The following is a 20,821-nucleotide window of genomic DNA, read 5'->3' on the forward strand; positions in this document are numbered from 1 at the left end:
TTCCTTTACTGCAACTTCATTTTTTGTTTATACAATCCGAGGTATTTTTCAGCAGTGGAGCGAATGTGGTATTTCTGAAGAAATGTATCAACGCAGTTTTCTGCTATTTTCTGTTTTTCAGCAAAGTAGTGAAATGCCTTGATGGCCTCGAAAAAAGCGGTTTCTGTTACGCCGGTACTGAAAAAGCCATTTACCTGATCCGTAATCATTTCCGGCATGCCTCCCACGGGCGTGCAGATCGGAATACATCCCAGCGACAATGCTTCAATCAGCGAAATGGGCATTCCTTCATAAAGGCTTGACATGCAAAAAGCATCGGCAATAGACAGATAATCTACGATATTATCTTTTGCGCCAAGCATCTCTATATAAGGATCACCTTCGATCAGGCTCTGCAGACGGGCTGCAATCTTTTGTTCTCTCAAATCACCGATGATCAGAAGCCGGCACTTTTTTTCCGAAATTTGCTGATTAAACATCTGAACGGCTCTGACCAGCATTTCCTGATTCTTGACTTCAACCACACGGCCGACATTGAGCAGCAGGTATTCATTTTCTTTTACGCTGAATCGCTTTTGTATTTCAGGAAATTCCGGCGTTGTTTCCAGCGGAGGACGGCCATTTACGATGGTAACGTCATTGCTAATACCATAATATTCCTTGAAAGTTTTTTTTCCGTCTCCTGAGATCGTAATCGGAACAACACGTCCTTTTTTATAATAATGGCTCCGGATCATTTTAAGTATGCTAATGGGGCATTCCTGAGCTGCCTGCGTATGAAGCGTATGAAAATAAGTTATACGCGCAGGGAATTTGAAGAACACATTAAGGTTGATATATTCAAATGCATTTATATGGGTATTTACAACATCCGGTTTGATCTTATCTATCCATTTAGAAACGCTTAGTAAAGTTTTCGGGTTGAACCCGCTGTTTTTTCCGAAAGAAATATAATGTACTTCTCTGGCAAGTTCCGATATAAAAGATTCCGGAACATCATTGTCCTTTAGTGAAAGCAGGTATACCGTGACACCTGTAATCTTGGCCATTTCATTACATAAGTCTACAACAAATCTTTCTGCGCCACCTCTACCGAGAGATGGAGTAATGTGTGCTATCTTCATTCTTGGAATCTAGTTTTTTAGAATTAAACCGGGCCTGCATTTCAAATAATTCAAGACCGACATACACTATTAAAAAGTAATTGAGCGAGTACAGCATGGGTCTTTGGAAAAAAACAAGCATTAAAATCAGCATGGAAATACAGCTGAAAATGAAGTATTTTCGCCACGGGTGTAAGTAGGCAAAGAGAAAAATCAGATAGAAAAGGATGAGAATACCACGTTCCAGAACAAAAACCCTGTACGATAAGGTCGAACCGCCGTATACCTTCAGCATATAATCTTTTCCTTTTCCTGTAAGCAAATCCGTGTTGCTTTCTGAAAGAAAGCCCTGATACAGCGATTCGAATCCCCGGATTGCTGTATCTCTGTTATTCACAATACCTACAATCCAGCCGTTTTGCCACTCAAAGCGATTGTATATTTTGAGAGACAATACCGGGTCATCTTTGGTGCTTCTTGCCGCCAGAACGAAAGAAACATAAGAAATGCAGATGAAGACAACAGAAAAGGCAAGACGAAAGGCAAGTTGTTTTGCCTTTAACAACCGGGTGTTCGAAAAGTAGATTACAGGTAAAAATACGATAAGGAAAAAGAGCGATAAAGAGAGAATCCCTGCGATGGTCAGAATCCAGAATTCAAACCGGCTTAACATCCGCCGGTAATAAAACATAATGATCGGAACGATGGTGCCTACTACGCCGGGCTCATCAAAAACCGAGCTGAATCGATTCTTGACACCAAGTCTGGTCCAGTAAAAGAAGAAATAGTTGTCATAAACCCTGCCTTTTCCCGCTTCGCCGCGCTGAATAGAGAATAGCGGAGGAATATCGACCAGATTGATAAGAAAGTAAATGGGTAATCCGACAATGAGCAGAAAAATGAAAAATTTGATATACCACTGAGCAACCTTGAAACGCTCTTCATCCCTTAACAGCGTGAACGTCAGTAACGGCAAAATACCGGAATACAGCAACTGAATGGAAATAAGTATCGAATCTTCATTGTAATAAGCCCACCATACAGGAAGTATCAGGGCTGCAAGAATATAATTTTTGTAATTATTCTTGATCAGAAGTGCGAGGCAAGCATATAAGTTCAGGAATTTCAAGCCATATACAAACACACGAACCGGCACGATGGTACTGTATACTGGATATGAATCAAAAAATGCAATCAGGACAAGGTTGATACATATCAGCTTGCGGATATCAATTTTGCGATTCTTTTGAACTGAAATATGCAATGCCGGTATTTTCATACATCAAACGTCGATGAAAATTAATTAAGTAAGATCGATTTTAATTCCTCAGGACTTTTGATCTGATCAAATCCCCAGATGTAATTGGCCAGTTTGTACTGTTCCGGACTAATCTTTTCCTCAAATACACTGAATGCATCGTAAAGTAACTGATTGTCCCGTTCTTTCGTACTCGTTACTTCCGGATGATAGTGTTGGTTCAACAAGTTGTCTCCACTTTTGGATTTTGACACAAGGGCAACGTGCTGCTTAAACAGGTAATTGGGTTTGTTCAGGAAAAGGCTGTAACCAATATGTGTGCCGGTGCTGTTCGAGATAACCATATCGGAAAGCGAAATAATTGACTTTAACCGGTTCAGAAAATAGAGATCGTCCCGGTGTCCGGCAGTTGTAAGCTTGTACCCCATGTTCTGGTAATATTCATGGTCACCGTTTTGGGCGTCTTTCCAGTACATACAAACCAACACGGTATCGTATCCGGCCTTCCTTTTTTCAATCTCGGTGCAAAATTGCTCTTTATCGTATTCTGACGCAACTGCGCCAATGGAATGACTCGGAAAAACCAGCAGAACTCTGCCCAGGCTCTCCTTGATTTCTGATAAAGCCTTTGCGTCAAGAAGCCCTTCGCAATAATGAATGTAAGGTCCAACCTGGCTGGGCACTTTGCCTGTTTTCTCCTGGATGAATTTTGCCCGGTAGCTGCTGAAAGTCAACGTTTTTTTTGCAAGACTGACCGAATCGGTGCGAACAAGGTTGCCTATGACAATACCATGCTCCAGATAAATTTCATGCAAGGGAAGGTTTTTATCACCTATTTCAATATTTGCATAGTTCAGGAATTGAAAGAGAATGCCGTAATAGTTGCAATCTTCAAAATAGAATTGCGGAAAATAAGGCAATGGAGCACCCAGTTTAGGAAGATCAAAAATATCGGCTGACTGCCGCGATTGTACCTGAGCAGGAAAATCGGTAGCTCCGGATCTTTTGTAAGCACAATATATCCTCCGAAAAATTTTGGTTTTTTCGGCTAGCACTACAATCTGTCTTTTAAGGTCGTTAATCATAGCAGGTTCAATGAAATTCTATTTGGCCAGGAGTTTGCGAAAGTTTAACCAGGGCATTGGATAAACCCTCGAGCTGAGAATCATAACGACAATACAGTTGAGCAGACTGATTGCAAAATTGGAGTAAGCTGCGCCGAGCGGTCCGATTATGCTTACCAGATAATAGGACGCGGCGACTTGGAGCGCTGAGCACAAAAAGGTAACAATTGCCAGGGAGGCGGATTTTTTTACAAAAAAAACGTATGTAACATACATCAGGTAAATCCCTTGAAACGCTTGTGAAAACAATGCCCAGCCTACATACATTTTTGCATCACTGTATTTTTCTGACAGAAAATGGTCAATTAGCATGTCCGATGCCAGGGTTGCAATGAATGTAAGCAGCAGCAAAGCCGCAATGTACAAGTAAGTGAACTTGACCAGTTTCAGCTTCTTTACCGCAAGGACACTCTGATCAGAAATGGATAGTGTCTTGTAAACAAACGGTGTAAATGCATTGTTGAATGCCAGTGTCAGGAAAGAAATGATCAGGCTGAACTGAAATCCGGCTGCATAAATGCCGCTTTCGGAAACACCCGCCAGATTGGATATAATAAGTCTGTCAGCACCTGCACGAGCCCAGATGCTGATTGCATGCGGTATTAACGGAAGGCAAAACCTGAAGATATCGTTGATGTATTGCTTGTTATACGAGATATTCAGGTAACCGCGCTTCCATAAAAGGATCATACTGATCAATGCATAGAGAACGGAACTGGTGCCGATCCCGATGATTCTGCCCTGCCAGCTTAACTGGAAGAGTATGATTAAAATAAGCGAAAGCGTAACGTCGCAGACCGTTTGTGAAATCTGGTAACTTCCAAAATACAGAGGTTGCTCTTCAAGTCTCCAGATGATCAGATTAATATTGCTTATTACCTGAGAAGTAGCAATGATCAGGCCGGTGATTACAAAAGTTGTATTGACCGAAAGGTGATTTTTAATTGGCTCGATAAACAAAAAAACGATCAAACCGCAAATCGTGAGCGTGATGGCAAGTACAAACAGGATATTGAAAACATACTTTCCAATTTCAACCTTGTCCAGTCGGTAAAAGTTGACCGAAACAATACTCTGAACGTTGATTCCTATGAAAATGACCAGAAGATTAAGGTAAACATTGTAGTTGGCAACTTTACCATAATCCTCAGGAAGCAGATAATGAGTGAGTAATGGAAGGATTAAAAACGGAACCGCCTTGTTTACAGCGTCAGTAATAACATAAAGCACGCTATTCCTGACAAGTGGATGTTTCCTTAAATTTTCAATTTTACTCCTCAAAACCAGCTTTCCAATTAATAATTCAATATGATCTCTTTAATGCGCGCTCTTCCATGTGTTTCCATCGAAAGTGTTATAGCAAACAGCGCTATGCAATTTTATTCAACGCCATCCGCGACCCTTTTTTAAGATCCTCTTTTGCCGGTTTTCCTATAATGTCTTTCAAGTATTTAGGATGCAGACCAAAGCCCGGGCGAATGGAGCGGACATTCGATTCTGTGATGATTTCGCCTGCCGCAATGTCCTCAACCACATACAAGGATCTGGAAAAGTCTTTGCCTTTCGATTGCTTTTCAGTCAGTTTGTAATCCACCACGCCGATGGCCTGTTCAGCTTCTCTCACCGATTTCACCATTTCCGAAAACTCCGCTTCGTTCATGGAAAAGGATGCGTCCGGCCCGCCAATAGCTCTGTCCAGAATAAAATGCTTTTCAATGATTTTGGCACCAAGAACCGTGGCAACAACCGGGACAGTACTGCCAATGGTGTGATCGGAAAGTCCGCTGATAACCTGGAACCGTTCTGCAAAATCTTTAACCATCGTCATGTTTGCCTCACCAACCGGAGCCGGATAGCTCGATGTGCATTTCAGCAAAGCAACCTGATCATTGCCCTGCCTGGCACAGGCATCCAGGGCAAGCCTGATATCTTCTTCGGTAGCAATGCCCGTGGAAATAATGACAGGCTTCCCTTTGGAGGCAACCAGTTCAATCAAAGGAATATCTGTAATTTCAAACGATGCAATTTTGTAGGCGGGCACATCCAGCGTTTCCAGAAATTCAACAGCCGTTGGATCAAAGGGAGAAGAAAAGCAGACCAAACCTTCTTCTTCCGCTACACGGAATAATTCCGCATGCCATTCCCATGGCGTATACGCCTCTTTATACAGGTCAAATAAATACTGCCCGTCCCAGATCGTACCGCCGATGCGAAAATCGTCCATGCGGGAATCAATGGTGATTGTTTCGGCCGTATAGGTCTGCAGTTTGATACAATCCGCGCCAGCTCTTTTAGCTGCTCTGATCGTTTCTATTGCCGTTTCCAGGCTGCCATTATGATTAGCCGACAGTTCTGCAATGATAAATACAGGACTGTTTTTATTTATTTCAAATGTTCCTATTCTCATCCGATATTCATGGTGTATTTATAGTTCTCACCTTCCGTCTCTTTTGTAAATCCAAACCGCTCGAAGGTCTTGCACGACGAAATATTATCGGGCATGACAATTCCCGAAATCCGTGTTATATTTTGCTCTGTATTTTCACAGAGCGACAAAATTCCTTTTTTCAGCAATACAGCGCCCAGACCCTGACCCTGATATTCCGGATCCAGCAGATAGCTGATCACCGCTTCTTCGCCATGCAGATCAAACCGGATCGAGCCGATAAGTTTATCGTAAAATGATGCGATATAAAACAGGCATTTCGGGTCCGTTAGCTTTCGAGAAAGCCAGTCAACATGGTCCGCATACTGTATCTCGTTTTGGTTGAGCGAATACCGGCGTACCTGCTGATCCGAAGCCCAGCGATAAGTTATTTCTGCGTCGTCACTAGTTAATTTCCGCAGGTGCAAATGCTGCCCGGCAACCAGTTGCCGGAAAAGCCTTTTTATCCGTTCTCCCGATTTCCCGTCAACCAACAAAGCATTTTCCGGACTTTCCTGAGAAAAATATTTTTTTACTGCGGAAAGAAGGTTTTCTTCTGAAAAATCTTCAGCGCTGATAAAAGCATTAGCCTTTTTGTAGTTTTCAAAAACAAACCGCTGATTATCAACATACATTCCGGAAATAATTTTCGCTCCTGATGTAAGTGCTTCCGTCAGGATCCCGCTTGCCGGAACAATGCATAAGCTAGCTTCCGCCATTTGCCCGGCCATATCCTCGGCACTGATGTCATTGTAATGAATTACGTTTTCATGTTCATTCACAATGGCAGCCAAAGACTCCTGGTGGCGGTATGCAGCACCGGTTACGATGCATATCTTTTTAAACTGCTTGAAACCTGAGACAACATTCAGTGCTGTTCGGGTTAAATTCCGGCTGTCCGAGCCGCCGAAACAAATCAGAACCGAGCCACTTTGAGCTTGCTGTTTTTTCTTGCCCGCCAGTTCAAGAAATGCCGGACGGATCAATGCATAGTCGGGGCCAAGCGCAAATTGCGTGTATGGCTTTGCGTCGTATTCACCTGGAGAAACGCAGGGTGTGTGATTCAAAACCAAATCTGCATAGCTGGGCTTTTCATGCAGATCGTCTATACTCACTAGCTGACAGCCTATTTTCTTGACAGCAAGCTGATAATCACTTTCAATTTCATAGCTATCGACGACAACCAGATCTTCCGGTGACAAAACAGGCAATAGCGCTTCGTCATTCTGGAGGCGCATAAAGGAAAAACCGGCATTCCGGATTTCATCAATGATGCTATCCGGAATTTGTTTACAGGCAAAATAAATGTCAAAGTTTTCGACGAGCATTTTTGCCAATGCTATACACCTGACAAGATGGCCGAGGCCAATGCTGGAACTTCCATCCGTCCTGATATATAGTTTACTTTTCATAAAGCAATTTGTATTTCATTTCCGCCATCAGCCAGTCAGAGGCCGTATCGATATCCTGCACTTCTTCTTCCGACAAGATGACGGATGCCGTGTTTGACGTAAAAAGAGAATCCGTGATTTTTGCTGGATTGTACCAGTACCATTGGCCGGCATCATGGTAAACCGGTTTCAGATCCTGCGACCTGACATTTTGATTTTCCGGCCAAACCATCTGTACTTTTCCGTTCGTTACTTCCAAACCCCGCCAGATCGGATAGGAGAAAGGGACAACCGGAAAGACAGAATCAAACCCGGATTCGCTGAGCAGTGACAATCCGGCCCGCAAATGCCTGGTTTGGATGAAAGGAGCCGTAGCATAAATGCAGCAGATTTTATCATAGATAACCGAAAAACGAGCTTCATATTCCTTTTCTACTTCTTTAATAACGTCCACGGTGGATGCAAAATCATTTGCATTGCCTTTACTTCTCAGAAATGGGACCGATGCACCGTAATTTTTTCCGATTTCAGCAATTTCCGGATCATCCGTCGAGACCATTACGTCACTGAATAAGCCGGAATTCAGTGCAGTTTCGATGGCATAGGCAATAATCGGTTTTCCCAGAAAATCCCTGATGTTCTTTCTTGGAATACGCTTGCTGCCGCCTCTGGCCGGAATGATTGCCAGAGCTTTATCCATGATGGTAGTAACTGTTGACAGCGTCAATGACGAGCGACTGTTCTTCTGCGGTCAGTGTCGGGTACATCGGCAGACTGATACATCCCCGATAGTAAGCTTCTGCATGGGGCATATCACCCACTTTCCAGCCAAGATTCTGATAATAAGGCATCAAATGGCATGGAATGTAATGGATCTGGGCAAAAATGTCTTTGCTTCGCAGGTGATTATACAAGCCCAGACGATCCTCCACTTCAATAATATAAAGGTGATACGCATGGCCTGTGACCACGCCACTTTGTCCATGTATAAAGGCTTTGTCAGAAAACCCGGCCTGATAAGCAGCCGCAATGGCGCGGCGTTTTTCAAGACCGGCATCTGCTCTTTTTAACTGGCTGACACCGAGTGCAGCCTGAAAATCCGTTAACCGGTAATTGTAACCCAAAGTCTGCATTTCCATATACCAGCCCGGATACTGCTCCGCTCCACCGGCCAGCTCGATGCTGTTTACATACAAATCGTTTGACTTTACAATTCCATGCGTCCGGAGTGCAAGCAATTTTTGATATAATTCAGCATCATTGGTCGTAATCATTCCGCCTTCCCCGCATGCAATATGTTTTACAGGATGGAAGCTGAAAATCGCAAGATCCGCAAAGTTGCTGTTTCCGCAAAGCTGTTCATTGCCAGCCGAATCTGTAAAAAATCCTCCCGGTGCATGACAGGCATCTTCAATCATCCAGAGGCCATATTCATCAGCCAGTTTTTTGAAATCTTCCAGATTAACCGTATTGCCTGCAAAATCCACCGGAACAATACCCTTGTATGTTCCTTTCGGGACACTTTCCAGCAACTTGCGTACCGACTGAATATCAATCAGATAAGTAGACGGATCAATGTCGGCAAATACAACTTCTCCTCCGCAATAACGGATGCAGTTTGCCGATGCTGCGAAAGTAATGGGTGTTGTAATTACTTTATCGCCCGGGCTCACGCCTAAGGCAAGCGCACACAAGTGCAGTGCCGCGGTTCCATTTGCTACCGCAACAGCATATTTTGAACCCACGTATTCTGCAAAAGCAATTTCAAATTGCTGGATATTAGGTCCCTGTGTAAGATAATCAGACTTTAAGACATCTGTCACGGCCTTAATGTCCTCCTCGGTTATGTTCTGCCTTCCGTACGGTATCATTCAAGAAAAATTAAACTGTGAAGCCGGGATCTACATGCTCAACGATTAAAGCCCGCAGACTTTCAACCGTTTCCCATTCTGTATTGTTTCCGGAATTATATGAAAAGCCGTCCGGCACTTTTTGGGCATTGAAGTGACTGACAAAATCAGAAATGCTCCATGTCGGTGTTTGGGGCACTATTGCATAGTATTTTCCCAGATCATAAGTGAAGAATGAATCGGATGTGGTGATCATTTCCTCGTGAATCTTTTCGCCCGGACGGATGCCGATTACCCGGTGCTCGCATTCCGGTCCGATCGCCTTGGCAATATCAAGAATGTTATAGGATGGGATTTTCGGGACAAAAAGTTCTCCGCCCCAGGCTGTTTCCAGAGCATGCAGCACCATATCGACGCCGCCCTGCAGGGAAATGTTAAACCGGGTCATGCTTTCGACTGTTATCGGCAGTACGCCTTCTTTCTTCTTATTGATAAAAAAAGGAATAACTGAACCGTTGGAACCCATTACATTTCCGTATCTGACAACGGAAAACTTGATGGGGTTCTGTCCGCGAATATTATTGGCCGCAATAAAGAGCTTGTCCGAAGTGAGTTTTGTAGCGCCATACAGATTGATCGGAGCTGCTGCCTTGTCTGTGGATAGTGCAACTACGTGGCTTACTTCGGTGTCCAATGCCGCATTGATGACATTTTGTGCTCCGTTGATATTGGTTTTGACGCATTCGCTGGGGTTGTACTCGGCGATAGGCACATGCTTCATTGCTGCCGCATGGATCACAAAATCAATTCCTTTGAAAGCTCTCCGTAACCGTTCTTCATCTCTTACATCACCAATAAAAAAACGGATCTGCGGATATTTCTCCGGTGTATATTCCTGTGCCATCTGAAATTGCTTCTGTTCATCTCTTGACAAGATGACGAGCCTTTTCACGTTTGGCCATCTTTTGAAAATCGTGGCGGTTAATGCTTTACCTAAAGAACCAGTTCCTCCTGTGATAAGTATTGATTTACCGGTCAAATCTAGCATGTTCATTCATTTTAGTTGAAAATAATTTACAGATGTATAGTGCTAAACAAGTTGCTTGTGCAGTTTCTCTTTAAAGAAAATGATGTAGGTGAGTGTCAGGAATAATCCCAGAACCGAGAAGATAACGCCGATAAAAGGACGTTTCGGGCTGCTCTTTGCCAATGGAACCCGGACAGGTTCCAGAACTTTGAAAACCGGTTTCTCTTCCTTTTCACGTATTTTGGATTGTTCCAGCTTGATAGACAAATCCGAATGTATTGCCTCTGAAAGTACATATTCAGCCTGTAGCCTTTGTTCTTCGATCCTCGCTACGTTCAAAAAAGTGTTTCTATGCGTATCTCTGTATGTTTGCAGGGCATATTCCGCTTTCTGCTGTCTTCTTCGGGCTTCCGCCACTCTTTTCTGAAGGAACTCAACCTGCTGGGTCGTTTTGGATATAGTGTAGTTGCTGACGTAGTTGATCAAGTATTTCTCACCTGCATCAACAAGCATCGCCGCGACTACCGGGTCCGTCATTTCGCTTTCAATGGTAATAATTCCATCTGTTGTTCCGACAGTTGCATGCACGAGATTTTTTGCAGCCATCACCATTTTTTCCTGTTTGGGATCAAATGAAAGAATTTTGATTTTAGGATTAGGCACTTTGGGCTTGGTTTCTTCTTTTGATGTTTTCCCAAACGAAAACAAGCCTGACAGGAAAGATTTTGAGCTTTTTCTGGTCAGATAACTTTCCAGCGTAGGGTAAAATACATCATTTTGATCAACAACAGGCGTTTTTAACAAATACTGTCCGAATGGAACTGTTGAAAGGATGTTCGGGTATAGCTCTGGCACCAGTTTACCGCTGGGATCAGCGCCTGCACCCAATGCCATGCTGAAAAATGAGTTGTTTCTGCTGGATCCCAGCTCGGGCAGCAGGATTGTCTGAGCAGTATATTTCTTGGCAAGCAGGAAACTGAATGCAACTCCGATTATGGCGGATATTATGGCAGCAGCGATTAGAACCGGTAAATATTTCTTGAAAAACCCTACAACTTCAAAAATGCTTATCTCGAGTGTGTCGGTGTTTTTATCAGCTTGTATTTCGGGATTGGTCATTGATGTTATCTGCTCAAAGTAATAATAGCGATGGACAAGGTGCTCACCATGGATGCTATGAATGAAAACAACGCTATACGTTCACCGGGTGTCCTTTCGCGCTCAGGTTGTTCTGCTTTTACCGGAATTGTAACTATTGAGCCGGGTGCAATGGTCGGATAGGAGCGGAAAAACAGAAAATTTTTGGTTCGGTAGGTCCGTCCGTTCGGATGCGACACGTAAACGCGTTTTTTCCAGCCTTGCTCCGTGTAACCTCCCGCCTGTGAAATGTAATCTTCATATTCATATTTCGGATCGTAATTCATTACTGAAGGATTATGTACCCCGCCCTGAATCCGTACCGTTTCAGACCTTCTCGGAATCATCAATGTATCTCCGTCCAACAGCAACAGGTTGGATGGAAGTGAAGGTTTTTTCATGATGGTTTCAATATCCACTGCAAGCAACTCTCTGTTCCGGTAAAAACGCACACCCGGCAGATAAGCTTCCGGTTTAACGCCGCCTGTTTTGGTGAACAGATCGGATATGCGTTCGAAGTTGCTGATGATGGTGTAATTTCCGGGAAATTTCACTTCCCCGATAATCGTCACCGTTTTCTGAGCCTCGTAACGCGGGGATTTGCGTACGATAACCATATCACTCGGTTCCAGTTTGAACTTCTGATCGTCCGGATTAAGTATGAGATTGTCCGCAACATCTATAGTATAGATGCGCACGTTCTGTGATGTTGGCAAGTCAAGTGTATCATTTTTGATACGTCTGGAAACTTCGATTCGGTACGGAACCCCGCCTTCTGTGTAGCCGCCAGCCTGAAATATCAGATCCGCAATGGAAATGTCTTTATAATAGAAGTAATTACCCGGATTGATCACAGAACCGGATATCGATAAAAATGTAAATTCTTTAAGGTCTTCAACGGATTTTACTGTCAGGATATCACCCGGAAGCAGTTCAATATCTGCAATCTCGCCATTAACAAGTTTCCGCAGATCAAACGCCACAATTCCGGTCTGGGTTTCCCCGCTGGACCTTTCCAGAAGGGCACGGTTCAGGAATGCACGCGGGCTGAGTCCCTGAGACATCTGAATAAGTTTCAGGACGGTATTGCAGCGTTCTTCCAGTGCATAAATGCCCGGCAAAGTCACAGCACCTTTTACTTCAACCTGATTGCTTACGATGTCAAGAATCTTCTTGATGTTGAAAATATCTCCGTTTTTAGGCGTAAAGGAGGCAATCTGTGCAGAATCAATACTTCCGATTACGTAGTTGGTGCCGGTATTTCTTTGATATGTTAGCGTCTGGGTATAAGCCTCGGGCGTGAATCCGCCTGCATACCGGATCAGACTGGAAATGGATTCGCCTGTTCGGGCTTCAAAAATGCCGGGCCGTTTCACTTGACCGACCAGTTCAATCCTGCTTTCAAACGGTCGTATCAGGATAATATCCTGATCCTGCAAAGCAATGTTGTCTTTAAGGTCTGCATCTACAAGAAAGCGGTAAAGGTCAATTTTCCGGATTACATTATTGTTTCGTATTACCTCGATGTTTCTGTATGATCCGTTCTTATTAGGCCCGCCGGATAAGGACAAAGCGTTGAAGGCAGTCGCAAGAGAAGAAACTGTATAAGTTCCCGGACGCGTTGCTTCGCCTGTTATCATCACACGGATGCTCCGGACATTTCCCAAGGTAATGGAAGAATAAGTACCTGATCCTGAACGGTTTAAGGTAGAATAGGCTTGTCTCAGCCGGTTTACAATGCGTTCATTGGCCTGCTCGATTGTAAGACCGTTCACATACACAGGCGCCAGATTAAGCATTTTTACAGTTCCTTCCGGACTGATCTTCATTTTGAAATTGTCCACCGAATTGCCGTAAATATCCACTACAATTTCGTCTTCAGGACCAAGAATGTAATTTCGGGGCGTTGCAATTCTCAGGTTTGGCTCAAAAGTGGATGAAGGCTGTGCAAAGAAAGAAGATCCGAAGGTGCGGTTAATGCGTTTTCTTGTAACTTTTCTTGCGTTCGTCGAGTCCTTTTCGTTATGGGTTTCATCTTCTAGTTCGTCCAGTTCATCCTGATCACGGGTTTCATCCAGCTCATCACGGTTAGGATCAGCAACTTCCTCTTGCTCCGGTTTTTGCGCCACACGCTTGCGCATGGCTGAGATCTGGTCCAATGTGTAACCTCTCTGCAAAGCTGCCTTTTCAATATCCATATCCGACATGCCCGTGGATTTGGCCTGGTTATAGAAATCAGTTGCCTGCTGATTGGTGATCTGTGAGGGATTTACCTTTTGCGCCGGTTCCGGCAATGCAGTTGCAGGTTTGGATGGATTCGTGTTTTGAGCAAAACCGGAAATGCTTACAAAGAATAACAGCGTAAAGGATAGAACACTTAAGTATAACCGTGAAAAGAAATGATAATGCATGCAGTGTTTTTAATTACAATCAACAACTACTCCGTAAAGCGTAGCGTCAGGTTCAAATAAAGAAATTTTAAATCGGGGTAAAACTACTAAAACTAACTGTTAAAGTGTTGACTTGTTGAAATATAGCCAACGCATAATCTATAAAGCGGTCTGGATTGAAAGTTCTTTTAACTGCCCTTCCGAAATAGTAGACGGAGAATCGATCATTACGTCACGTCCTGAATTATTTTTCGGGAAAGCAATGAAATCCCGGATGGAATCCGCGCCACCGAAAATGGAGCACAGCCTGTCAAAACCGAAGGCAATTCCGGCATGCGGAGGCGCTCCGAATTCAAAGGCATTCATCAGAAAACCAAATTGTTCCTGCGCTTCCTGTGGAGAAAATCCCAGAATCTCAAACATTTTCTGCTGCAGCGCTCTTTCAAATATCCTTACGGACCCGCCGCCCACTTCCACACCGTTAATGACCATATCGTATGCATTTGCCCTGACCTGACCCAGATTGCCATTCAGCAGCGCAATATCTTCAGGTTTCGGACTGGTGAACGGATGATGCATGGCGAACCATCTGTTTTCCGCCTCGCCGTATTCCAATAATGGAAAATCAAGAACCCATAAAACCCGGTACTCGTCCGGATTGCGAAGCCCAAGTCGTGAACCCATTTCAAGGCGCAGTTCATTCAGCTGCTTGCGCGTTTTATCCGCCTGGCCGGACAGCAACAAAATCAAATCTCCGGGCTTAGCGTTAAACGTATCAACCCATTTTTTAATATCCGATTCGGAGTAGAATTTGTCAACGGACGATTTGATTGAACCATCGGCATTGTAACGGACATACACCAATCCTTTTGCGCCGATTTGCGGACGTTTGATCCAGTCCGTCAGTTCATCAATTTGCTTGCGTGTGTAAACGGCACAATCCGGCGCACAAATTCCTACAACCAGTTCCGCGTCATCAAAAACACCGAATCCTTTGCCGGAAGTCAGGTCCTGATTTTCACCTTTCAGTTCTGCAAACTGCATATCAAAGCGGATATCCGGCTTGTCCGATCCGTAAAGGCGCATGGCATCCGCATACGTCATACGTGGAACTTCGGGCAGTTCGATTCCTTTCACCTTGCTGAACAGATTGCGTATCAGTCCTTCAAACGTATTCAGTACATCTTCCTGCGTCACAAAAGACATTTCACAGTCAATTTGTGTAAATTCCGGCTGGCGGTCGGCACGAAGATCCTCATCGCGGAAACATTTTACAATCTGGTAATAACGGTCAAAACCGGCCACCATCAGCAACTGTTTAAACGTCTGCGGCGACTGCGGAAGCGCATAGAATTCGCCCGGGTTCATGCGGCTCGGAACCACAAAATCACGTGCGCCTTCCGGCGTTGACTTGATCAGAACGGGCGTTTCCACTTCAATGAAGTCCAGTTCGTCCAGATATGCACGGGTATAGCGCGCAACCTGATGCCGTAACTGCAGGTTTTTGCGTACATTATTTCTTCTCAGATCCAGATAACGGTATTTCATCCGGATGTCGTCGCCGCCGTCTGTTTCATCTTCAATCAGGAACGGAGGCAATTTGGCCGCATTCAGAACCGTAAGCTCGGAAACACGTATTTCAATAGCGCCGGTGGCTATTTTATCATTTTTGGCAATCCTTTCAATGACGATTCCTTTGGCGGAGATCACAAATTCCCTGCCCAGCGCACGTGCCGTCTCCAATACTTGCGAAGGTGTTTTCCCTTCTTCAAAAAGAAGTTGTGTCAAGCCATAGCGGTCACGCAAATCCAGCCAAATCATTCCGCCTTTATCCCGAATGCGCTGCACCCAGCCGCATAATACAACTTCTTGATTTACATGTTCTAAGCTTAACTCCCCGCAGGTATTTGTACGTAACATATAATTATTTTAATACGGATATAAAGAAAGTGCCTGATAATAAATGGCGCAAAAGTACGTATTTTTAGCAAATCTAACATGAAGTGTTTTTTATGAAATTATATAAAACGCCTGGAAGACAGATTAGTCGTGTGCTTTCTCCACTGATATTGCTGGCACTCTGCAGCTGCGACCCCGATCCGGATCCTGAAACCGGCAGCTCCGGGTCATTTGAATCCTCACCGCAGCAATACGCCATTACGCCCGGCATTATTGATGAAGCGTCCGGGCTTGCACCCGGTAAAAATCTGGACGGATTTCTATGGACTCTTCAGGATTCCGGAGCGCCTAATTCGCTTTATCTGATCAGCAGGGACGGAAAAGAAATCAAGGAATATCCTGTTCCCGGAACGGCCAATCATGACTGGGAAGATATGGCTGGCGGCCCCGGCCCGAAAGACGGTATCCATTACCTTTACATTGGCGATATCGGCAATAACAACAAACCGGTTACTCTGACCAATATCATTTACCGCGTACCCGAAATCGGCATCACAAACGACAGTTTTTTACAAAATTCGGTTGAGAAAATAACTTTCAGCTATCCGGATGGTGCCCGCGATGCCGAAACGCTGCTGCTTGATCCTGTTACAAAAGATCTGTTCATTCTCTCAAAAGAAATCGGCAGTACAGGAATTTACCGTCTGCCTTTCCCGCAGTCCACTTCGGAAACGATGATTGCCGAAAAAGTCGGGACCGTTCCTTCCGTTTCTCTTGCAACCGGCGGCAGTATTTCGGCAGACGGAACTGAAATCCTGATCCGTACTTACCTTTCGGTTCATTACTGGAAAAGAAAACAGGATAAAACCATAGGCCAGACTTTGTCTGCATCTGCATTGAAACAGCTTTCTGTGGCGCCGGAACCGCAGGGAGAAGCCATATGCTTCGATCGCGAAAGTGCCGGCTTTTATACGCTCAGTGAAAAATCAAATTCCTCAGGCGTAAGCTTAAACTATTATAAAAGAAAATAATCCAGTCCAATGCTTAAAAAACTCCTGTTTCTTACAATTGCTTTCATTTCCTTGAAAGCCAGTGCCCAGAACAATTCTGACGAACAGTTTATAAAGGATAATTATTCCAAATCCGAGTACGACATTCCGGTAAGGGACGGCGTAAAGCTGCATACCATTGTGTATGTTCCGAAAGATGCGTCAAACGACAAAAAATATCCTTTTCTCATGCAGCGTACGTGTTACAGCGTGGCGCCATACGGAAAAGATACCTATCCGCCGCGACTGGGCCCGAGTCCTGCCTTGATGCGCGACAAGTTTATTTTTGTTTATCAGGACGTTCGCGGCCGTTATATGAGCGAAGGCGTGTGGACGAACATGACGCCGCACATTGCGCAGAAAAAAAGCAAAACGGACGTGGATGAAGCATCTGACACGTATGATACCATTGAATGGCTTCTGAAAAATATTCCGGCAAACAACGGCAGAGTAGGGCAATGGGGAATTTCGTATCCCGGATTTTATACAACGGCCAGCGCACTTTCCAATCACCCGGCACTGAAAGCTTCTTCACCGCAGGCACCGATTTCGGATTTTTTCTTTGACGATTTTCATCACAACGGCGCATTTACGCAAGGGTATTATCTGACTTTTCCGGTGTTCGGCATCAAGCCGCCGCAGCCGGGTGCCGATTCCTGGTTTGCCAATGATTTTATCAAGCCCGAGCCGGACGGTTACACGTTCAATCTGAAAATGGGTTCACTGAAAAACTTTGATCAGTATTACTCGAAAAACTTTTTCTGGCAGGAAACCGTCGCGCACCCGAACAAAGACGAATTCTGGCAAAAAAGAGACATTCTGCCGCATCTGAAAGGTTTGAAACATGCATTTATGACCGTTGGCGGATGGTTTGATGCCGAAGATCTTTACGGCCCGCTGAATACGTACAAGACCATTGAAAAAAATAATCCTTCCATTTACAACACGCTGGTCGTCGGGCCTTTCGGACACGGACGATGGAGCCGTGAAACCGGGCATACGCTGCATAATGATCTTTATTTCGGAGACAGCATCGCTACTTTTTACCAGAATAACATTGAGGCCAGATTTTTCAAGCATTTTCTGAAAGAATCAGGTGACGGAAAAACCGGCCTGCCGGAAGCTTACTTGTTTGACACGGGTAAAAAAGAATGGAAAACGTTCGATAAATGGCCGGCAGCAACGGCGCAAAAAGTAAAACTATACTTTCATCCGAACGGCAAACTGGATTTCTCCGAGCCGAAAGAAGCGAAATCTGCAACCGCATACGTGAGCGATCCCGCCAAACCGGTTCCTTATACGGCCAATGTGAAGCAAATGTCAGGCTTTACACCGTTTGAATACATGTCTGAAGACCAGCGTTTTGCGGCTTCACGGCCGGATGTACTGGTTTTTAAAACGGACGTTCTGCAGGAAGATGTGACGCTGGGCGGTGAAATTACGGCATTGCTAAAAATCAGCAGCACAGGAACGGACGCTGATTTCTTCGTAAAACTGATCGATGTTTATCCCGACAATGAAAAAAATCATGCGTTCATGCCCGACCCGAAAACGGTGATGGCCGGCTATCAGCAAATGGTCCGGAGTGAAATTATGCGGGCTCGGTTCCGAAACAGTTTTGAAAAGCCCGAAGCGCTCGTTGCAGGCAAAATGACCGACATCAAATTCCGCCTTCAGGATGTACTTCACACTTTCAAAAAAGGGCACAGCATTATGATTCAGGTTCAAAGTACCGCATTTCCACTTTTCGACCGCAATCCGCAGAAATATGTGGAGAATATTTACAAAGCCGCAGATTCGGACTTTATTCAGGCTACACAAACCATTTTCCATCAGGCCGGCGCTGCAAGTATGATCGAGGCGGATGTCATTAAGCAGTAATTTTCAAAAACAGAATGAATTTAAAATTGATTGTAATGAATGTAATTTCGGCAACCATCTTTGCTTCAAACGGTTCTGCCCAGCAATTGAATTATCCTGCTACCCGAAGAATCGAGCATACCGATGAATATCATGGCGTAAAAGTGCCCGATCCGTATCGCTGGTTGGAAGATGACCGTTCCGACGAAACAGCTGCTTGGGTAAAAGCACAGAATGAAGTCACATTCGGTTATCTGGACAAAATTGCTTTTAAAAAGAAGATTTTTACAGATCTTGAAAAAGCATATAATTATCCCAAGTACTCCGCTCCGGGCAAAAAAGGCGACTATTTTTATTTCTATAAAAACGACGGACTTCAGAACCAGTCGGTACTGTACCGGCAAAAAGGGCTGAACGGCAATCTGGAAGTCGTACTCGATCCCAACAAGCTTTCTGCGGACGGCACCACAAGGCTTACGGTTTTCAGTTTGTCCAAAGACGGCGCTCATGCAGTGCTCGGTTTTTCCAAAGGCGGCTCCGACTGGCAGGAATATCAGATTATGGACATGAAAAATCTATCCATGCTGCCGGATAAAGTGGAATGGGTAAAAATCTCAGGCGCCGCATGGCAGGACAACGGGTTTTATTACAGCCGTTATCCGAAGCCGGAAGGAAGTGAGCTGGCATCAAAAAATGAAAATCATCAGGTTTTTTATCACAAAATCGGAACCTTGCAGCAGAACGATAAACTGGTTTTTGAAGATCCGGCCAATCCGCAGCGCTTTCACATTGTAAGTACGACCAAAGACGAAGAATATGCGTTTCTGAGCGTGAGCGACCGTGGAAAAGGAAAGGACGGCAACGGACTTTGGGTATTAAAAAAAGGAACTTCGGAGTTTGTTCCGGTGAAAGAAGAAATTACGGATTTCAGCTTTGGCGTGATCGAAAATGTCGGCAGTGATTTTTTGATTGAAACCAATGAAAATGCGCCGAACAGTAAAGTAATGCGCTATGAATCGGGATCCAAAACGTGGAAAACACTTATTCCTGAGAAACCGGAACCGTTGCAGTCTGCAAATGTTGCAGGCGGAAAATTGTTTGTTTCTTACTCCAAAGACGTTACAACGCGTGCCTATGTTTATGATCTGAACGGAAAGCTGGAAAACGAAATCCGTCTTCCGGGGCTTGGAACTGCAACGGGTTTTGGCGGGGAAAAGGAAGATACTTTTGTCTTTTACACGTACACCTCATTCAGCTATCCGCCGACTATTTTCCGGTATGACATTGATATGCAGAAAAGTGCCGTGTTCCGTTCGCCGGAAGTTTCTTTTAATCCCGAAGATTATGAAACAAAACAGGTTTTTTATCCAAGTAAGGACGGCACAAAAATCCCTGCTTTTATCACTTACAAAAAAGGACTGAAACGGGACGGCTCCAATCCGACAATTTTGTACGGTTATGGCGGTTTCAATATCAGCCTTACGCCCTCGTTCAGCCCGACCCGGATTCCGTTTTTTGATCAGGGCGGCATTTACGTGCAGGCCAATCTGCGCGGCGGAAGCGAGTACGGGGAAAAATGGCATGAACAGGGCATGAAGCTTAAAAAGCAGAATGTATTTGACGATTTCATTGCCGCCGCCGAGTTCCTGATCCGTGAAAAATATACTTCACCGGAACGTCTTGCCATTCAGGGCGGCTCGAACGGCGGCTTGCTCGTCGGAGCGGTTATGAACCAGCGGCCGGAACTGTTCAAGGTTGCCTTTCCGGCTGTGGGCGTCATGGATATGCTGCGGTTTCACAAATTCACGATTGGCTGGAACTGGATTGCGGATTACGGAAGCAGCGATAACGCGGACGAATTTAAAGTGCTGTATGGCTACTCTCCGTTGCACAATATCAAAGATGGTGGGAAATATCCGGCGACCATGATCACAACCGCAGACCATGACGACAGGGTAGTGCCTGCACATTCATTCAAGTACGCTGCCGAACTTCAGGCAAAGGCCGGAGCAACTTCCTCCAATCCTTTGCTGATCCGCATTGACACCAATTCCGGGCATGGCGCAAGCAATACAAAGAAAGCACTTGAAACACAGGCAGATATTTATGCTTTTATGTTTGAGAACATGGGTTTGGCCTGGAAGTAAATTGGAAGTTTTCAGAAATTACTTTGATAAATTAACTTCATTATCTCACATTATTTCTTATTTTATTTCAACATGCAGGATACAACAGGACGGTGTGTATAGGTAAGTTTTCTAATCTTGTGCCCGGTTCCAGAGTATTGATCCTTGCAGCTTGTCCTTTC

15 protein-coding genes are annotated in these 20,821 nt (G+C 44.6%); 3 read left to right on the forward strand and 12 right to left on the reverse strand.

All coding sequences use genetic code 11. The features are described from left to right. Positions 1-5: 5 nt before the first annotated feature. The 12 genes from FEM55_RS18975 to aspS all read right to left on the reverse strand — a co-directional run bounded on the left by FEM55_RS18975 (position 6) and on the right by aspS (position 15,625). The gene (locus FEM55_RS18975) at positions 6-1,124 is read right to left on the reverse strand and encodes a glycosyltransferase family 4 protein (RefSeq protein WP_138282960.1); all 1,119 of its coding nucleotides are present in this window, start codon (positions 1,122-1,124) and stop codon (positions 6-8) included. Continuing rightward, entirely contained in the window at positions 1,090-2,259 is a 1,170-nt protein-coding gene (locus FEM55_RS18980; protein ID WP_138282961.1) for a hypothetical protein, read from the reverse strand. The genes FEM55_RS18975 and FEM55_RS18980 overlap by 35 nt, the downstream gene beginning before the upstream one ends. A 143-nt stretch (positions 2,260-2,402) precedes the next feature. Continuing rightward, positions 2,403-3,446: a hypothetical protein gene (locus FEM55_RS18985; protein WP_138282962.1), complete on the reverse strand. Its 1,044-nt coding sequence runs from the start codon at positions 3,444-3,446 to the stop codon at positions 2,403-2,405. An 18-nt stretch (positions 3,447-3,464) separates the two neighbouring features. After that, positions 3,465-4,766 carry a lipopolysaccharide biosynthesis protein gene (locus tag FEM55_RS18990; protein WP_262710599.1) on the reverse strand — a complete coding sequence of 434 codons (1,302 nt, stop codon included), beginning with the start codon at positions 4,764-4,766 and terminating at the stop codon, positions 3,465-3,467. Positions 4,767-4,854: 88 nt separating this feature from the next. After that, complete coding sequence (gene pseI / locus FEM55_RS18995; protein ID WP_138282964.1) at positions 4,855-5,892, reverse strand: pseudaminic acid synthase; 1,038 nt, start codon at positions 5,890-5,892, stop codon at positions 4,855-4,857. Further along, positions 5,889-7,322: a UDP-2,4-diacetamido-2,4,6-trideoxy-beta-L-altropyranose hydrolase gene (gene pseG, locus FEM55_RS19000; protein ID WP_138282965.1), complete on the reverse strand. Its 1,434-nt coding sequence runs from the start codon at positions 7,320-7,322 to the stop codon at positions 5,889-5,891. The genes pseI and pseG overlap by 4 nt, the downstream gene beginning before the upstream one ends. Further along, on the reverse strand, positions 7,312-8,001 hold the full coding sequence (pseF, locus tag FEM55_RS19005; protein WP_138282966.1) for a pseudaminic acid cytidylyltransferase: 690 nt from the start codon (positions 7,999-8,001) through the stop codon (positions 7,312-7,314). The genes pseG and pseF overlap by 11 nt, the downstream gene beginning before the upstream one ends. After that, positions 7,994-9,172 (reverse strand): UDP-4-amino-4,6-dideoxy-N-acetyl-beta-L-altrosamine transaminase, encoded by a 1,179-nt coding sequence (gene pseC / locus FEM55_RS19010; RefSeq protein ID WP_138282967.1) that lies wholly within the window; start codon positions 9,170-9,172, stop codon positions 7,994-7,996. Before pseC ends, pseF begins: the two co-directional genes overlap by 8 nt. Before the next feature lie 10 nt (positions 9,173-9,182). Continuing rightward, positions 9,183-10,199 carry a UDP-N-acetylglucosamine 4,6-dehydratase (inverting) gene (gene pseB / locus FEM55_RS19015; protein ID WP_138282968.1) on the reverse strand — a complete coding sequence of 339 codons (1,017 nt, stop codon included), beginning with the start codon at positions 10,197-10,199 and terminating at the stop codon, positions 9,183-9,185. Positions 10,200-10,241: 42 nt separating this feature from the next. Then, positions 10,242-11,297 (reverse strand): Wzz/FepE/Etk N-terminal domain-containing protein, encoded by a 1,056-nt coding sequence (locus FEM55_RS19020; RefSeq protein WP_138282969.1) that lies wholly within the window; start codon positions 11,295-11,297, stop codon positions 10,242-10,244. A gap of 5 nt (positions 11,298-11,302) precedes the next feature. After that, positions 11,303-13,726: an SLBB domain-containing protein gene (locus tag FEM55_RS19025; protein WP_138282970.1), complete on the reverse strand. Its 2,424-nt coding sequence runs from the start codon at positions 13,724-13,726 to the stop codon at positions 11,303-11,305. 138 nt (positions 13,727-13,864) lie between these two features. Further along, a complete protein-coding gene (aspS, locus tag FEM55_RS19030) occupies positions 13,865-15,625 on the reverse strand; it encodes an aspartate--tRNA ligase (protein WP_138282971.1) in 1,761 nt (586 codons plus the stop codon). Positions 15,626-15,717: 92 nt separating this feature from the next. Here aspS and FEM55_RS19035 point away from each other — a divergent pair, with 92 nt between their 5' ends. Genes FEM55_RS19035 through FEM55_RS19045 form a run of 3 tightly spaced genes read left to right on the forward strand, consistent with a single transcriptional unit; the run spans position 15,718 to position 20,660 of the window. Beyond that, complete coding sequence (locus FEM55_RS19035) at positions 15,718-16,635, forward strand: YjiK family protein (RefSeq protein ID WP_138282972.1); 918 nt, start codon at positions 15,718-15,720, stop codon at positions 16,633-16,635. A gap of 9 nt (positions 16,636-16,644) precedes the next feature. After that, complete coding sequence (locus FEM55_RS19040; protein ID WP_138282973.1) at positions 16,645-18,534, forward strand: CocE/NonD family hydrolase; 1,890 nt, start codon at positions 16,645-16,647, stop codon at positions 18,532-18,534. Between the two features lie 14 nt (positions 18,535-18,548). Further along, complete coding sequence (locus FEM55_RS19045; RefSeq protein ID WP_171036608.1) at positions 18,549-20,660, forward strand: prolyl oligopeptidase family serine peptidase; 2,112 nt, start codon at positions 18,549-18,551, stop codon at positions 20,658-20,660. The last annotated feature ends 161 nt before the right edge of the window (positions 20,661-20,821 follow it).

It is taken from the genome of Dyadobacter sediminis (assembly GCF_005860765.1).
GTDB lineage: Bacteria > Bacteroidota > Bacteroidia > Cytophagales > Spirosomataceae > Dyadobacter > Dyadobacter sediminis.

Bases quoted from the DNA above. Each gene is read 5' to 3' on its own strand.
- FEM55_RS18975 (WP_138282960.1), bottom strand. From the start codon at position 1,124: ATGAAGATAGCACACATTACTCCATCTCTCGGTAGAGGTGGCGCAGAA.
- FEM55_RS18985 (WP_138282962.1), bottom strand. From the start codon at position 3,446: ATGATTAACGACCTTAAAAGACAGATTGTAGTGCTAGCCGAAAAAACC.
- pseI (WP_138282964.1), bottom strand. From the start codon at position 5,892: ATGAGAATAGGAACATTTGAAATAAATAAAAACAGTCCTGTATTTATC.
- pseG (WP_138282965.1), bottom strand. From the start codon at position 7,322: ATGAAAAGTAAACTATATATCAGGACGGATGGAAGTTCCAGCATTGGC.
- pseF (WP_138282966.1), bottom strand. From the start codon at position 8,001: ATGGATAAAGCTCTGGCAATCATTCCGGCCAGAGGCGGCAGCAAGCGT.
- pseC (WP_138282967.1), bottom strand. From the start codon at position 9,172: ATGATACCGTACGGAAGGCAGAACATAACCGAGGAGGACATTAAGGCC.
- pseB (WP_138282968.1), bottom strand. From the start codon at position 10,199: ATGCTAGATTTGACCGGTAAATCAATACTTATCACAGGAGGAACTGGT.
- FEM55_RS19020 (WP_138282969.1), bottom strand. From the start codon at position 11,297: ATGACCAATCCCGAAATACAAGCTGATAAAAACACCGACACACTCGAG.
- FEM55_RS19025 (WP_138282970.1), bottom strand. From the start codon at position 13,726: ATGCATTATCATTTCTTTTCACGGTTATACTTAAGTGTTCTATCCTTT.
- aspS (WP_138282971.1), bottom strand. From the start codon at position 15,625: ATGTTACGTACAAATACCTGCGGGGAGTTAAGCTTAGAACATGTAAAT.
- FEM55_RS19035 (WP_138282972.1), top strand. From the start codon at position 15,718: ATGAAATTATATAAAACGCCTGGAAGACAGATTAGTCGTGTGCTTTCT.
- FEM55_RS19040 (WP_138282973.1), top strand. From the start codon at position 16,645: ATGCTTAAAAAACTCCTGTTTCTTACAATTGCTTTCATTTCCTTGAAA.
- FEM55_RS19045 (WP_171036608.1), top strand. From the start codon at position 18,549: ATGAATTTAAAATTGATTGTAATGAATGTAATTTCGGCAACCATCTTT.